This is a genomic window from Ramlibacter pallidus (assembly GCF_015070875.1).
Classification (GTDB): Bacteria; Pseudomonadota; Gammaproteobacteria; order Burkholderiales; family Burkholderiaceae_C; genus Ramlibacter; species Ramlibacter pallidus.
Genome location: NZ_JADDIV010000004.1, coordinates 275,610 through 290,199, shown reverse-complemented (window position 1 = coordinate 290,199; position 14,590 = coordinate 275,610). Strand labels below are relative to the sequence as shown.

Here is a 14,590-nt window from a genome sequence, read left to right as displayed (position 1 = left end):
CACTCGGTCATGCGTCCGAGGATGCCACCCGGCTTTCCCTGTTGCAATCGTTAAATCCGGTTACACGCGACGGGTCGTCAGTTCCATCGAAAAAGGCCGCGCGCCGCCGCCGTTCGTCCCCTGTGCCGCACCTTCCACCGCAAGGAGCTGTCGTCTTTTCTCGACAGGCTGGACGTGCAGCGCGCCGAGGTCGAAGCGCGAGACGGTGCGCAGCAGCGCACCGGCCTGTTCCTTCATCGATTCGGTGGCGGCGGAAGCCTCCTCCACCAGCGATGCGTTCTGCTGCACCACCTGGTCCATCTGCGTGATGGCGACGTTCACCTGCGCGATGCCGGAGCTCTGTTCCTGGCTCGCGGCCGCGATCTCCGAGATCAGGTCGCTGACCTTCTTCACCGAGGCCACGATCTCCTCCATGGTGCGGCCGGCATCGTCGACCAGCCGCGTGCCGGCCTCCACCTTGTCGACCGACTCGCCGATCAGGCCCTTGATCTCCCTGGCGGCGGCGGCGCTGCGCTGCGCCAGGTTGCGCACTTCCGCGGCGACGACCGCGAAGCCGCGGCCCTGTTCGCCGGCCCGTGCCGCTTCCACGGCGGCGTTCAGCGCCAGGATGTTGGTCTGGAAGGCGATGCCGTCGATGACGCCGATGATGTCCGCGATCCGCTTCGACGAATCGGAGATGCCGGTCATGGTGCTCACCACCTGCCCCACCACCGCGCCACCCTTGCGCGCGACTTCGGAGGCATCCACGGCCAGCTGGCTGGCCGCGCGCGCGTTCTCGGCGTTCTGGTGCACCGTGGACGTCAGCTCCTCCATCGAACTGGCGGTTTCCTCCAGCGTGCCGGCCTGCATCTCGGTGCGCTGCGACAGGTCGAGGTTGCCCTGCGCGATCTGCGCGCTCGTTTCGGCCACCGAACGCGCCCCGGCGACCACCTCGCCGACCAGCTGCCGCAGCTCCTGCTTCATCCGGCCCTGGGCACGCAGGAGTTCGGCCGTCTCGTCCCGCCCGCGCACTTCCAGGTCGCTCGCGAGATCGCCGCGCGCGATGGCGCCGGCGGCGTCCATCGCCGTGCGGATCGGCCGCGCCACCGCGCGGCCCATGAGGATGGCCACCAGCAGCGCGGTCGCCGCCGCAAACAGCGCGATGCCGACCAGCGACACCACCATGTTCCGGAAGTCCGCCGCGGCGGCGGTGGAACTGGCGTCGGCCAGCTTGCGCTGCACGTCGACCAGGGCGTTGAAGGTGGCGATGATGTCCTGGAAGCTGGCGTCGGCGGCCTTCATCGCGGCCTTGCCCGCTTCGGGATCCGCCAGGCTCGCGTCGACGGCAGCCTGCGTGGCCTGGCGCGACGCGGCGAGCTTGGGCAGGATCGCCTCGACCAGCGCGCGCTCCTCCGCCAGCAGCTGCGGCCGCGCGCCGAACTCCCGCACCTTGCGCGTGACCTCGTCCATCCGCTTGTTCTGCGCCGCCAGCATCTCCCGCGCCTTGTCCGGGCCGGCTTCCTGCAGGCCGGCCAGCAGGCGGTAGGTACCGGACTGCGCCTGGCTCACCTCCTGCGACGAGGTGAGCGCGAGCGTCATCGCGCCGCCGCGGTCCTGGATCAGCGTCTTCACCGCCAGGCCCTGGCGCGCCATCATGTAGATGGAGATGCCGCCCAGCGCCAGCAGGAACACGATGGCCACCACGGGGGCGACCAGCATCTTGTGCCAAACCTTCATCCCAAGCTCTCCTGTGTACTGCCGCCTGCGGCCCGCGCCAGCGAAAGACGGCCCCGAGGGCCGCCTGCGCCGGGATGCGAACTTCCCGCCTAGAGCTGCGACGTGCCCTCGCGTCCGCAGGCGCGCACGAGGTGCGCCACGTCGAGGATCAGCGCGACCGAACCGTCGCCCATCACGGTGGCGCCGGACAGGCCGGGCACCTTGCGGAAGTTGGTTTCCAGGCTCTTGACCACCACCTGCTGCTGGCCGACCAGTTCGTCCACCAGCAGCGCCGCCTTGGAGCCGTCGGTCTCGACGATCACGGCGATCCCGGCCGCGTGCTCGCGCGGGTTCTGCGGCGGGAACATCTTCGCCAGGTGCAGCACCGGCAGGTACTCCTCGCGCACGCGCAGCGTGTCGCCATGGCCCGGCAGGGTGTGCAGTTCGCCGGCGGCGACGCTCAGCGATTCGACGACGCAGGCAAGCGGCAGCACGTAGGTCTCTCCGCCGATCGCGATGGTCATCGCTTCCATGATCGCGAGCGTCAGCGGCACGCTCACCGTCACGCGGGTGCCCTGCCCCGGCCTGGAACTGAGGTCGACGGTGCCGCTGAGCGCCTGGATGTTGCGGCGGACCACGTCCATGCCGACCCCGCGGCCCGACACGTCGGTCACGCTCTCGGCGGTGGAGAAGCCGGCTTCGAACACCACCTGCCAGACCTCGTTGTCCGGCGCGTCGGCGGGGATGGCGATGCCGCGGCGGGCCGCGGCGGCCATGATCTTGGCGCGATCCAGGCCGCGGCCGTCGTCGCTGACCTCGATCACGATGTTGCCGCCGCGCTGGCTGGCCTTCAGGGTGACCGTGCCGCTGGCCGGCTTGCCGGCGGCGATGCGCACGTCCGGCGGCTCCAGGCCGTGGTCGATCGCGTTGCGCACGAGGTGCGTCAGCGGGTCCGAGATCTTCTCGATCAGGCCGCGGTCCAGCTCGGTCGTCTCACCGAACATCTTCAGCTCCACCCGCTTGCCCAGGCGCGCGGAGAGCTCGTGCACCACGCGCGGGAAGCGCTGGAACACGTTGGAGATCGGCAGCATGCGGATGGCGAGCACCGCCTCCTGCAGGTTGCGGGTGTGCCGCGACAGGTCGGCCAGGCCGGCGTTCGCGCTGTACTGGCCTTCGTTGGCGCCCTCGGCCAGCGCGCCGGTGCGGGCCAGCATGGCTTCGGTGATCACGAGCTCGCCCACCAGGTTCACCAGCAGGTCGATCTTCTCGGTCGACACCCGGATGAAGGTGGTCTCGTGCGAGGACGGCAGCAGGTCGTGCAGCACGTCGACCATCGGCGCGGCCGCGGCCTTGGCGCTGCGCTGCCGCTTGAGGTCTTCGGGCGAGATGAACAGGTCGATCGAACCGTCGGCGGCGTGCTCCTGCGCGGCGAAGTCGGCGGGACGCGGTTCCGGCGTCGCTTCCGTGTCGCGCTTGCGGCGGAACTCGGCCGGGTCGACGAAGAACTCGTCCAGGCCGTTGTCGAGCGGTGCCGGCGCGGCGGGCGCGACGGCTTCGAGCTTGGGCGCGCCCGGCAGTGTGGTCTGCAGCTGCGCTTGTTCCTGCACGCCGACGACGCCGAGCGTCTCGACGTGGATCTGCTCCGGCGCGACCACCAGCGACAGCACGCTCTGCAAGTCCGCCGCGGCGCCCTGCAGCAGCACGTCGAAGCTCACGCCGCCGCCGGCAGTGTTGTCCACCACGGTGTTGCTCACGGCGCCCATCTCGGACAGGCCGGACAGCATCATGTCCAGCTCCACTTCCTCGATGGCCGCAGCCAGCGGGCCCAGCGTCACGCGGAAGCTGCGGGTGACCGGGCCGCTGTGGCCCTCCACGGCGTCGGCCGACGGCTGCGCCACGCGCTCGCGCAGCAGCGCCTCGACCTCGCCCGCATCCGGCGCTTCCGCGACGCTGCCGCGGCGGTGCAGCACCTGCAGGCGCAGCACGTCGCCGGCCTTCAGCATGGCATTCACGTCTTCCGCGTCGATCGGCCGCTCGCCCTTGCGCAGCAGGTCCAGCAGGTTCTCCTGCAGGTGCGTCAGCGCCGCGATCTCGGTGCAGCCCAGCATCGCCGCGCTGCCCTTGATCGAATGCACGGCGCGGAAGATCGCGTTGAGGTCGTCGGGGTGCGGCGCGTCGGTGTCCATGCGCAGCAGGATCGCCTCGACGTTGGCCAGGTGTTCCTGCGCCTCTTCGAAGAAGATGGTCCGGAAAGCGACCGGGTCGCCGAAGCTGTTGGATGGCTGGAACACGGCGCGACTCCCTTGCCTCAGATGAACTTGCCGACGATGTCGAGCATGCGCTGGGGGTCGAACGGCTTGGCCATCCAGCCCGTGGCGCCGGCCTCGCGGCCCTTCTGCTTCAGCTCCGGGCTGGCTTCGGTGGACAGCACGATCAGCGCCACCGGGTCGTAGTTCGGCAGCTTGCGCAGTTCGCGCACCAGCGTCACGCCGTCCATGCGCGGCATGTTGTGGTCGGTGACCACCATGTCGAACACGCGCTGCCGCGCGAGCTCCAGCGCCTCCACGCCGTCGCCCGCTTCCGCCACTTCGTAGCCGGCGCCCTGCAGCACGGCCGCCACCATGGCGCGCATCGAGCGGGTGTCGTCCACCACCAGGATTGATTTGGTCATTTCTTCTCTTTCTTGCGGCTGCTGGGGAGGAACTGCGCGATCACCTCCAGCAGGCGATCCTCGTCCAGGGGCTTGGTCAGGTACTCGTCGCAGCCCGCGAGCGAGCCGCGCAGCTTGTCGAACGGCGAGCTGCGGCTGGTGAGCATCACCACCGCGGTCTTCTTGATGGCCTGCTTGTTGGCCTTGATCAGCTTGCAGACCTGGTAGCCGTCGATGCCGGGCAGCACCACGTCCAGGAACACGCAGGTGTACTCGCGCGTGCCGGTCAGGCCGACGGCTTCCTCGCCGGTCTCGGCGAAGTCGACCTCGAAGTTGAACGGCGCCAGCTTGGCTTTCATGAACATGCGCACCGAGGCGTTGTCGTCCACCACCAGCACGGTGTCGCCGAGGGCGCGCTTCTTGGCCGAGGCGGAGTCCAGCGCGGGCGGCGTGGCGCCGGGGCTGGAGCGGCCGGCCTGGCTGGCCGACAGCGTCTTGCCCAGGGGCAGCGTGCCTTCGTCGTCGTGGTCGGCCTTGCCCGCCCCGCCGGCCGTCACCGTTTCTTCCAGCATCTGCAGCAGGCGGGCCCACTGCAGGGGCCGCGGCAGCTTCGGGAAGCCGAGGTCCTGGTTGCCGCCGCCGACCATCACGGCCGGCAGGTTGGAGCGCTTGGCGAGCGTGCGGAACTCGTTGAGCGCCGTGGCGTCGTCCGCGTCGACGAGGTAGATGTCCGCGCTGCCGCTCACCGTGCCGTTGGGGTCGTACTGCACGAAGGCAGGGTCACGGCGGGCCGCCAGTGCGAAGATGCTCGCGAGCATCGATCGCTCCACCGGGTTGAAGCCGATCACGTCGACCAGGTACTGTTCGTTCAGGGTCACTTCATACACCTCTGGCCCAGCAGGCCGAGTACGGCTTCCGCGTTCGGAAGCCGGCGTTCCACCTCTTTGGCAAGCATCCGGTCCACCAGCGGCTGCAGCGGCGCGCAGGCGTCGGGCAGTCGTGGCGGGGTGGCGACCAGGTGCTGGGAAAGGATCTCCAGGAGCGTCTCGCCCGCGAACGGCGGGCGGCCGGCGAGCATCTCGTGCAGCAGCACGCCGAGCGCGTAGACATCGGCGGCGGGCGAGGCGGGCGCGCCCTGCAGCTGCTCGGGCGCGACGTAGCGCGGCGTGCCGGTGACGCTGCCTTCGCGCCGTCCCGTTGCGGTGCCGGCGGGCACCGCCAGACCGAGATCGGCGAGCAGCAGCGCGCCGTCGGCGCGAAGAAGGAAGTTCGCCGGCTTGACGTCGCGGTGGACGTAGCCGGCGCGATGCAGTTGCGCCAGGCCTTGCGCGGCCTGGGCGAGGAAGGTCAGCGCCTCGGCCGGCGTCACACCGGCGCGCAGGCGCGTCGCGAGATCGCCGCCGGGCAGGTGGTCCATCGCGAGCCAGGCCCAGTCGCCGCAGCGGCCGTGGTCGTGCATGCGCACGATCGCGCCGCCCCGCACGCGGTCGGCGACTTCCCACTCGCGATGCAGCGTCGAGGCCGCCGCCGGCTGGAGCTTGAGCACGCATTCGGCGCCCTGCGCATCCTGCGCCAGCCACGCGCTGCTGCGCCGCCCGGTGCCGACTTCGCGCAGCACGCGGTACCCGGGGACGCGCGGTGCCGGATCCACGCGCGAGAGCCCGCGTGGCGGCGTGCCGAGCACGCGCCAGGCCAGCGATGCGGGGTGGCGGAGGACGGCGTCCATCACAGGCCCATCTGCTCGAGGTCGGCCAGCAGCGTCTGCGCCGAGGGGTAGCGCTGCTCGCGGTCCTTGGCCATCATGCTTTCCATCACCGCCTGCAGGTGCGCGTGCTGCGGCGGGAGCATGGGCACGGCGCCGTGCACGTGCAGGTTCAGGAGCTCCTGCGCGGAACTCGCCTGGTAGGGCTTGCGGCCGGTCAGCAGCTCGAAGGCGAGCACGCCCAGGCTGTAGATGTCGCAGCGCGCGTCCACCTGCAGGCCGAGCGCCTGCTCCGGGCTGAGGTAGTACGGGGTGCCGACGATGTCGCCGTCGCCGGTGTCGGTGATCTTCATCGACACCTGCTTGGCGACGCCGAAGTCGGCCAGGGCCAGCGTGCCGTCCTGGCGCAGCATCAGGTTGTCGGGCTTCAGGTCGCGGTGCACGATCCCCACCGCGTGGATCGCCGCCAGGCCGGCGGCGGTCTGCTTGATGTAGGCGATGGCCGTGGCCGCATCGATGGGGCCGGCCTTCATGCGCGCGCGCAGGTCGCCCTGCGGGAAGTACTCCATCGCGATGTAGGCATGCGCGACCGAGAAGTCCTGCCGGTGGATGCGCGCGACGTTCGGGTGCTGGATCTGTGCCAGCAGCGCGTATTCCTGGATGAAGCGCTGCAGGCCGTCGGCCTCCACCGCCTTGTCCAGGCGCATGACCTTGAGCACCTGCGGCGCCCCGCCCTCGGCGGACTGCGCCAGGAAGATCGAGGCCATCCCGCCTTCGCCGATCTTGCGCAGCACGCGGTAGCCTTCGATCAGGAAGTTGCCGGACTGGGGGGCGGCGTTCGGGGCCGGCGCGGAAGAGGCACGGCGGCGCGCCTGTTGGTTGGCGGCCAGCGATTCCCGCAGCATCTCGAACACGCGCATCGGCGTGCTGGAGCCCTTGCGCGGGACCAGCCCGGTGATCTCGACGACGTCGATGAAGCTGTTGTCGGGCAGTCCGACCGAGCCGATGCGGCCGCCGTCGGCACGGCCGGCGGACGCCAGCCGCGTGCCGGAGGAGGCCGCGATGCTCCAGTTCATGTCCATCGCCGTGACTTCGAGCAGGCGCGCGACCTCGACCGCGTCGCCCACCGCATGCACCTTGCCGGCGTTGCCCCGGCGGGACAGCTCGGCCTGGCCGAGGTGGACGCCGACCGCGAGGGTCAAGGGCGGGAGGTTGGCGAACTCCGGCCGCGCCGCCAGCAGCTGGGCGAGCTGCACCGCCTCGTGCACCGCCAGGATCGCGGCGTGCAGGCCGCGTTGCGCGTGGTTCGGCTTCTTGTCGTCGGGCTTGTTGCTGAAGACTGCGAGGATCGAGTCCGGGCGGCGCTGGGCGATCTCGCCGCCGAGCTTCTGCACGCCCTCGGTGAGCATCCGACGGACTTCGTTGACGAACGACGCGGCCTCGTCCGGCCCCATCGCATTGCAGGCCGCGCTGAAGTTGTGCAGCCGCGCATACAGGAAGGTCGCGACCGTGGTCATCGTGCCCGCTTCGCTCAGGTCGAGCGCGGAGCTCAGCTGCATCGAGGGCGCGAAGTCGCCCTGCCGCTGCGCGAGCGGCGCTTCTGCGGGAGAACGGGCTTCCAGTGGTTGTCGCATTTCGTTACATGCTAACAGCCGAGAACATTTCGACACAATGCGCGCTGCTACTTTGTCACGACAGGCATGTAACAGCCACGGTTCAGCGGCGTCCGAGCAACAGCTCCTGCCGCACTGTTACAGATGAGGTGCCCCCCTGGCACCACCCGGCCGCCAGCCGGCATGCACCACCGACGGGCGGGCTTGCATGGCCATCGAATGGCGTGGCGACGCTACGATGGCCGGCTATGTCCATCCACGCCGCGCTGAACCACGTCACCCACTACAAATACGATCGGCCGGTGAACCTGGGGCCCCAGGTGGTGCGGCTGCGGCCCGCCCCCCACTGCCGCAGCAAGATCGTCTCGTATGCCCTGCGCGTCGAGCCGACGAAGCACTTCATCAACTGGCAGCAGGACCCGTTCGCCAACTTCCAGGCCCGGCTGGTGTTCCCGGAGCCGACCACGGCGTTCAAGGTCACCGTCGACCTCGTGGTGGAGATGGCGGTCTACAACCCGTTCGACTTCTTCCTGGAGCCGGGCGCCGAGAAGTTCCCCTTCAAGTACGAGCCCGAGCTCGCCGAGGAGCTGGTGCCCTACCTGGCGTGCGAGCCGCTGACGCCGCGCGTGCAGGCTTACCTGGAGAAGATCGACCGCGCGCCGCGCACGACGATCGACTTCCTCGTGGACCTGAACCAGCAGGTGCAGCGCGACGTGCGCTACCTGATCCGCATGGAGCCCGGCGTGCAGACGCCGGAACAGACGCTGGAGCTGGCGAGCGGCTCCTGCCGTGATTCCGGCTGGCTGCTGGTGCAGTTGCTGCGGCGGCTGGGGCTGGCCGCGCGCTTCGTCTCCGGTTACCTGATCCAGCTGAAGTCGGACGTGAAGGCGCTGGACGGTCCCAGCGGCACGGAAGTCGACTTCACCGACCTGCACGCCTGGTGCGAGGTGTACCTGCCGGGTGCCGGGTGGATCGGCCTCGATCCCACCAGCGGCCTGCTGGCCGGCGAAGGCCACATCCCGCTCGCCTGCACGCCGCAGCCCTCCGGCGCCGCCCCGATCGAAGGCCTCGTCGACGAAGCCGAGGTGGAATTCAGCCACCACATGCAGGTCACGCGCATCTACGAATCGCCGCGCGTCACCAAGCCGTACACCGAGGAGCAGTGGGGCGAGGTCCTGGCGCTCGGCCAGGCGGTGGACCGGCAGCTCCAGGCCGGCGACGTGCGCCTCACCATGGGCGGCGAGCCGACCTTCGTCGCGGTGGAGAACCGGGATGCGGGCGAGTGGAACACCGATGCGCTGGGCCCCACCAAGCGCGGCTACGCCACGGAGCTGGTGCACCGGCTGCGCGCGGAGTACGGCGAGGGCGGCTTCCTGCATTTCGGCCAGGGCAAGTGGTATCCCGGGGAGCAGCTCCCGCGCTGGGCGCTGTCCATCTACTGGCGGGCCGACGGCCAGCCCTCCTGGCGCAACCCGGCCCTCTTCGCCGACGAACGCGACACCCTGAACTACACCACCGCGGATGCCGAACGCTTCATCCGCCGCCTCAGCGGCAAGCTGGGCATCACCGACGACTACGTGGCGCCCGGCTACGAGGACGTCTTCTACTATCTCTGGCGCGAGCGCCGCCTGCCGGTCAACGTGGACCCGTTCGATGCCCGCCTCGACGACGAACTGGAACGCGCCCGCCTGCGCCGGGTGTTCGAGCAGAAGCTCGACGCCGTGGTCGGCTACGCCCTGCCGCTGGAGCCGGCCAGCAGCGCGAACCCCTCGCTCGCCGGCGCCGCGTGGACGACGGGGCCCTGGTTCCTGCGCGAAGAGCGCATGTACCTGATCCCCGGCGACTCGCCGATGGGGTACCGGCTGCCGCTGGACAGCCTGCCCTGGGTCGGCAAGGCCGACTATCCCTACCTCGTGGAACGCGACCCGATGGCGCCGGCCGCGCCCCTGCCCGCGTTCGACCAGCTGCGCGGCCGCTACGTGCAGGGACCGGTGGACGCGCGCGGCGAGGCGCCGCGGCACTTCCAGGATCCCTTGCGCCTGCGGGACGCGGCGGGAACGGGCAGCGGGCGCGACGGCGCCGGCCGCGGACCCGGCGGGCCGCAGGCCGAACCCGCCGACTTCGTGCGCAGCCCGGCGCGCTTCGAGTCGGCGCACTGGATCACCCGCACCGCGCTGTGCGTGGAGGTGCGCGATCCGCAGCGCGCCAACGGCCCGAAGGCCGAACGCGAGCATGGCGGCAAGAGCGGCGTGCTCTATGTCTTCATGCCCCCGCTGGCGGAGGCCGGGGACTACCTCGAGCTGCTGACCGCCGTCGAGGCGACGGCGGAGGAACTGGGCGTGAAGATCGTGCTGGAAGGCTACCCGCCGCCGCGCGACCCGCGCCTGAAGGTGCTGCAGGTCACCCCCGACCCCGGCGTGATCGAGGTGAACATCCACCCGGCGCACGACTGGGACGAGCTGGTCCACAACACCGAATTCCTCTACGACGCGGCCTTCCAGTGCCGGCTCTCGGCCGAGAAGTTCATGACCGATGGCCGCCACACCGGCACCGGCGGCGGCAACCACTTCGTGATGGGCGGCGCCACGCCGGCCGACTCGCCGTTCCTGCGCCGCCCCGAGCTGCTCGCCAGCCTGCTGCTGTACTGGCACAACCACCCCAGCCTCAGCTACCTGTTCAGCGGCCTGTTCATCGGGCCCACCAGCCAGGCGCCGCGCGTCGACGAAGCGCGCAACGACCAGCTGTACGAACTGGAGATCGCGCTCAAGGAGATCGAGCGCAACCGGCAGGTGCACGGCCAGGCGATGCCGCCCTGGCTGGTGGACCGCACGCTGCGCAACATCCTGGTCGACGTCACCGGCAACACGCACCGCAGCGAGTTCAGCATCGACAAGATGTACTCGCCCGACTCGGCGACGGGCCGCCTCGGCCTGCTGGAACTGCGCGGCTTCGAGATGCCGCCGCACGCGCGCATGAGCGTGGTGCAGCAGCTCCTGATCCGCGCGCTGGTCGCCCGCTTCTGGCGCGAGCCCTATCGGGCGCCCGTCACGCGCTGGGGCACCGAGCTGCACGACCGCTGGCTGCTGCCCACCTTCATCTGGATGGACCTGCAGGACGTGCTGGCGGAGATGCGGCAGGCGGGCTTCGCCTTCGACCCCGCCTGGTTCGCGCCGCACTTCGAGTTCCGCTTCCCCATGGCCGGCGACCTGCAGGCGATGGGCATGGAGCTGACGCTGCGCAATGCGCTGGAGCCCTGGCACGTCATGGGCGAGGAAGGCGCGATCGGCGGCACGGTGCGCTACGTCGACTCGTCGCTGGAGCGCATCGAGGTGAAGGTCACCGGCATGAACGAGAGCCGCTACGTGGTGACCGTCAACGGCCGCGCCCTGCCGATGCAGTCGACCGGCACCACCGGCGAATTCGTGGCCGGCGTGCGTTACCGCGCCTGGGCGCCGCCGTCGGCGCTGCACCCGACCATCCCCGCGCACGCGCCGCTCACCTTCGACCTGGTCGACACCTGGATGAACCGCTCGGTCGCGGGCTGCCAGTACCACGTCGCCCATCCGGGCGGCCGCAACTACGTGACCTTCCCCGTCAATGCGTACGAAGCGGAAAGCCGGCGGCTGGCGCGCTTCTTCCGCATGGGGCATTCGCCGGGACGGCTGCAGGTGCCGGCCGCGACGATCCACGTGCCGGGCAGCCGCGAGTTCCCGTTCACGCTGGACCTGCGGCGGCCGCAGGCCTAGGGCGCGCGGAACTCAGAGGTAGACCAGGCCGCCGCCGGTGGCGGCGCGCAGCGCCGAACTCAACTCGGTGCGGGCCGAGCGCACCATCTGCCCCGGGGTGACCCCGGCGACGCGGCGCACCACGTGCGTCATGTGGGCCTGGTCGACGAATCCCAGCCGGTAGGCGATGTCGGCCAGGGCGTGTCCCTGCAGGCCGAGCCGCGCGGCCGCCTGCACGCGCCCGATCAGGCTGGCCTGCTTCGGCGTGGTGTCGAACCAGCGGCGCAGGTCGCGTTCCAGCTGGCGCCGGCTCACCGCCTCGACGCGCGCCACTTCCTCGATGTCGGCCTGCCCGGATTGCAGGACCGACGCCAGCACGCGGCCGGCGCGGCGCGCCTGCCACGGCACGACGGCCTGCCGCGTCAGGCGGCCCTCCAGCCATTCGCCGAACAGGCGCAACTGGGCGCCGCGATCGCGTTCGAGCGCGAGCCCGTCGACGAGCGAACGCAGCGGGGCGGCCGGCAGCCAGTGCGCGAGCGGCTGCCGCGGCACCGCTCCCGGCAGCATGGCCTGTCCCCCCAGCAACTGCAGGGCCCCTTCCGGGGTGAGCAGGGCGAAGAAGCTGCGGCAGTCGCCCGCCGGCTGGTAGGTGTGGGCTTCGCCGCGCCACCCGCAGCCGTGCGGCATCATCTCGGGCGCCACGCCGCGCGCGAGCGGGTCCGGTCCCGCCGCGAGCTGCAGCGAAACCACGTACGACTCGTGCGGCACGATCGTCAGGTCCAGGGGCGGACGCGGCGCCACGTCCACGACGAGCAGCGCGCGGCAGTACTGCGCCAGCGCCCCTTCGCAGGCGAGCCAGCCGCAGTCGAACAACCCCGCCTGCCCGAAGGTGGCGAACGGCGCGTTCCGGGTCCCGTCCTTGTCCATCCGGCGATGGTGCCGCAGGCGCGGCGGCATGGCCTTGCAGATTTGCGTCACGGCTGCGACCGGATGTCGCGCAGCCGCGGCAGTGCGGCCAAAAGTCACACTGGCTGCGCAGCAACTGGTTACGCCTGCGTCGCACACCTGCAAGACCCGGCGGCGCCCCGTCGCGACGATCGCCCCGTTCCAACAAAGAGGAGTCGGACTTGCGCGCAGCGAAGATCCTGGGTGTGCTGTTTTGCGTGGCGGCCATGGCCGGTTGCGGGGGCGGCGGTGGCGGCGGAAGCAACGTCGGCGGAGTGGGCGGCGGTGGCGGTGGCGGCGGTGCCGGAACCGGCGGCGGCGGTGCCTTCCCCTTTCCCGATGCGCCGGTCCCCGCGCTGGCCGATCCGCTGGCCGGCGTGGTGCCTGCGCCCTTCCCGCCCGAAGCCAGGGCGCCCGCGGCCGCCGCGTGCGTCCATGCGGGCAACGGCGTCGAATACAACGTCGGCGGCCCGGCCGGCAGTCCGAACCGCCAGGAGGAGATCACCGACATCCCCTGGGAGAACCTCGGCCCGGGCGACACCGTCCGCGTCCACTGGCGCGCTGCGCCCTATGCCGCGCGCATCGCGCTGTTCCGCAGCGGCACGGCGGACCAGCCGGTGCGCGTGTGCGGCGTCCGCGGCGGCCCCGACAACGCGCGGCCCTTCATCACCGGCGTGGACGCGAAGACGCGGCTGGGCCCGGCCTTCGGCTCCGGCACGCCCGGCGCCCTGCAGGAATACGGCATCGTCACGATCAGCGGTCGCAACTTCGAGTCGCGGGTGGAGCACGTGGTCGTCGAAGGCCTGCGCATCGGGGACACGAAGGACGGTCCGGGCCGGGCGAACGTGCCGGACGACGACGCCCGCTTCTTCGACGCCGCCGGCAACGCACGCCAGTACGTCATGGCCGCCGCCTGCATCCGCATGCGCCAGGCACACCACATCACGCTGCGCGACAACGAGATCACGAACTGCGGCGACGGCCTCTTCGCCGGCAGCGTGCCCGACAGCGACAACCACGTCATCCGCGATCTGCTCGTGGAGGGCAACCACATCCACGACAACGCCATCATCGGCGACGAGTCGCGGCACCAGGCGTACCTGCAGGGCATCGACATCACCGTGCAGTTCAACTATTTCGGGCCGGTGCGCACCCGGGGCAACGATGTCGCCAGCGGCAACCAGCTGAAGATGCGGGCGGCCGGGCTGGTGGTCCGCTACAACTACCTGCGCAACGGCGCGCGCGCCCTCGACCTGGTGGAGGCGGAGGAACACATCCCGTACATCGCGCCGTGGCAATACCAGCGGCTGCGCAGCCAGTACCTCGCGTGCCAGACGGACGGCTGCCTGAAGCTCACGAGCGCGCAACTCGCGCAGTACGACGCCCGCCAGCGTGCCGACTGGGCGAAGTACCAGGCGGCCTATGTCTACGGCAACCTGATCCACGTCATGGGCAATGGACAGGGGACCCTCCTGCCCTCGAACCTCGTGCACTACGGCTTCGACAACTCGCAGCACGACCGCCAGCCGGGCACGCTCTGGTTCTTCCACAACACGGTGCTCTGGCAGACCGACCGCGACAAGCTTCGCGTGGCGCGCCTGTTCGACTACGGATCGGACTTCGGCGACGCGGGCTACTACAACTACGCACCGGACCTGCTGAACCTGGACGGCGGCCTGCACTACATCACCAAGACCAACGACGACACGACCTGCCAGCAACCCGGCGCGGGGTGCAAGGTCTGGGGCCCGATGCTGCAGCGGCGCGTGGAGCACTTCGGCCGCATGCGCGGCTTCCACAATGCGCTGGTGCGCGTGCCGTTCACCGTCGGCAGTCCCCCGTCGGACTTCGAGCTGACGCGCAACCGCTGGGATCAGATGGAGCTGCTCGGCCCCACCTGGCTCACCCAGGGCTGGAACGTGGACAGCAACGGCGACACGCTGGGCGGCGGCTTCGGGCAGCGGGTGCTGCCGGCCGCGCACGTCTACAAGGGCGGCAACGACACGCACCACGTGACGGGCCTGCAGCACGTCCGCACCGGCGCCACCGTGCCGCTGTCGCTCGACACGCTGGCGCCCACCGGCGGCAGCGCGCTGCGCGGGAGCGCGGGTCCGTGGCCCTCGGCCCTACCCGAAGGCCTGCGTCCCGCCTTCAGCATCTCCATCGATCCCGCCCAGCCCGGGCGCGTGATCACGGCGCCGCGCGCGCAGTGGTCCACCATTGGGGCATCCCAATGAGCGCCCGATCCCCCCGCACCGAC

General features: G+C 70.7%; 9 protein-coding genes. 2 read left to right on the top strand and 7 right to left on the bottom strand.

The window, feature by feature from the left end:
- Positions 1-60: 60 nt before the first annotated feature.
- From IM787_RS21720 to IM787_RS14590, 6 genes are all read right to left on the bottom strand, one after another.
- Positions 61-1,716, bottom strand: coding sequence for a methyl-accepting chemotaxis protein (locus IM787_RS21720; RefSeq protein WP_193677415.1), 1,656 nt, complete (start codon positions 1,714-1,716; stop codon positions 61-63).
- Between the two features lie 89 nt (positions 1,717-1,805).
- Positions 1,806-3,986, bottom strand: a complete 2,181-nt coding sequence (locus IM787_RS14610; RefSeq protein ID WP_354004416.1) for a chemotaxis protein CheA — start codon at positions 3,984-3,986, stop codon at positions 1,806-1,808.
- Between the two features lie 17 nt (positions 3,987-4,003).
- Positions 4,004-4,366, bottom strand: coding sequence for a response regulator (locus IM787_RS14605; RefSeq protein ID WP_193677414.1), 363 nt, complete (start codon positions 4,364-4,366; stop codon positions 4,004-4,006).
- Positions 4,363-5,223 (bottom strand): response regulator, encoded by an 861-nt coding sequence (locus IM787_RS14600; RefSeq protein WP_193677413.1) that lies wholly within the window; start codon positions 5,221-5,223, stop codon positions 4,363-4,365. Before IM787_RS14600 ends, IM787_RS14605 begins: the two co-directional genes overlap by 4 nt.
- Positions 5,220-6,071, bottom strand: a complete 852-nt coding sequence (locus tag IM787_RS14595) for a serine/threonine-protein kinase (RefSeq protein ID WP_193677412.1) — start codon at positions 6,069-6,071, stop codon at positions 5,220-5,222. Before IM787_RS14595 ends, IM787_RS14600 begins: the two co-directional genes overlap by 4 nt.
- A complete protein-coding gene (locus IM787_RS14590) occupies positions 6,071-7,681 on the bottom strand; it encodes a protein kinase domain-containing protein (RefSeq protein WP_193677411.1) in 1,611 nt (536 codons plus the stop codon). The genes IM787_RS14595 and IM787_RS14590 overlap by 1 nt, the downstream gene beginning before the upstream one ends.
- Positions 7,682-7,908: 227 nt before the next feature.
- Here IM787_RS14590 and IM787_RS14585 point away from each other — a divergent pair, with 227 nt between their 5' ends.
- Positions 7,909-11,406: a transglutaminase family protein gene (locus IM787_RS14585; protein WP_193677410.1), complete on the top strand. Its 3,498-nt coding sequence runs from the start codon at positions 7,909-7,911 to the stop codon at positions 11,404-11,406.
- Between the two features lie 12 nt (positions 11,407-11,418).
- Here IM787_RS14585 and IM787_RS14580 read toward each other — a convergent pair whose 3' ends face one another.
- A complete protein-coding gene (locus tag IM787_RS14580) occupies positions 11,419-12,312 on the bottom strand; it encodes a helix-turn-helix transcriptional regulator (RefSeq protein WP_193677409.1) in 894 nt (297 codons plus the stop codon).
- 200 nt (positions 12,313-12,512) lie between these two features.
- Here IM787_RS14580 and IM787_RS14575 point away from each other — a divergent pair, with 200 nt between their 5' ends.
- Positions 12,513-14,567: a right-handed parallel beta-helix repeat-containing protein gene (locus tag IM787_RS14575; RefSeq protein WP_193677408.1), complete on the top strand. Its 2,055-nt coding sequence runs from the start codon at positions 12,513-12,515 to the stop codon at positions 14,565-14,567.
- Positions 14,568-14,590: the final 23 nt, after the last annotated feature.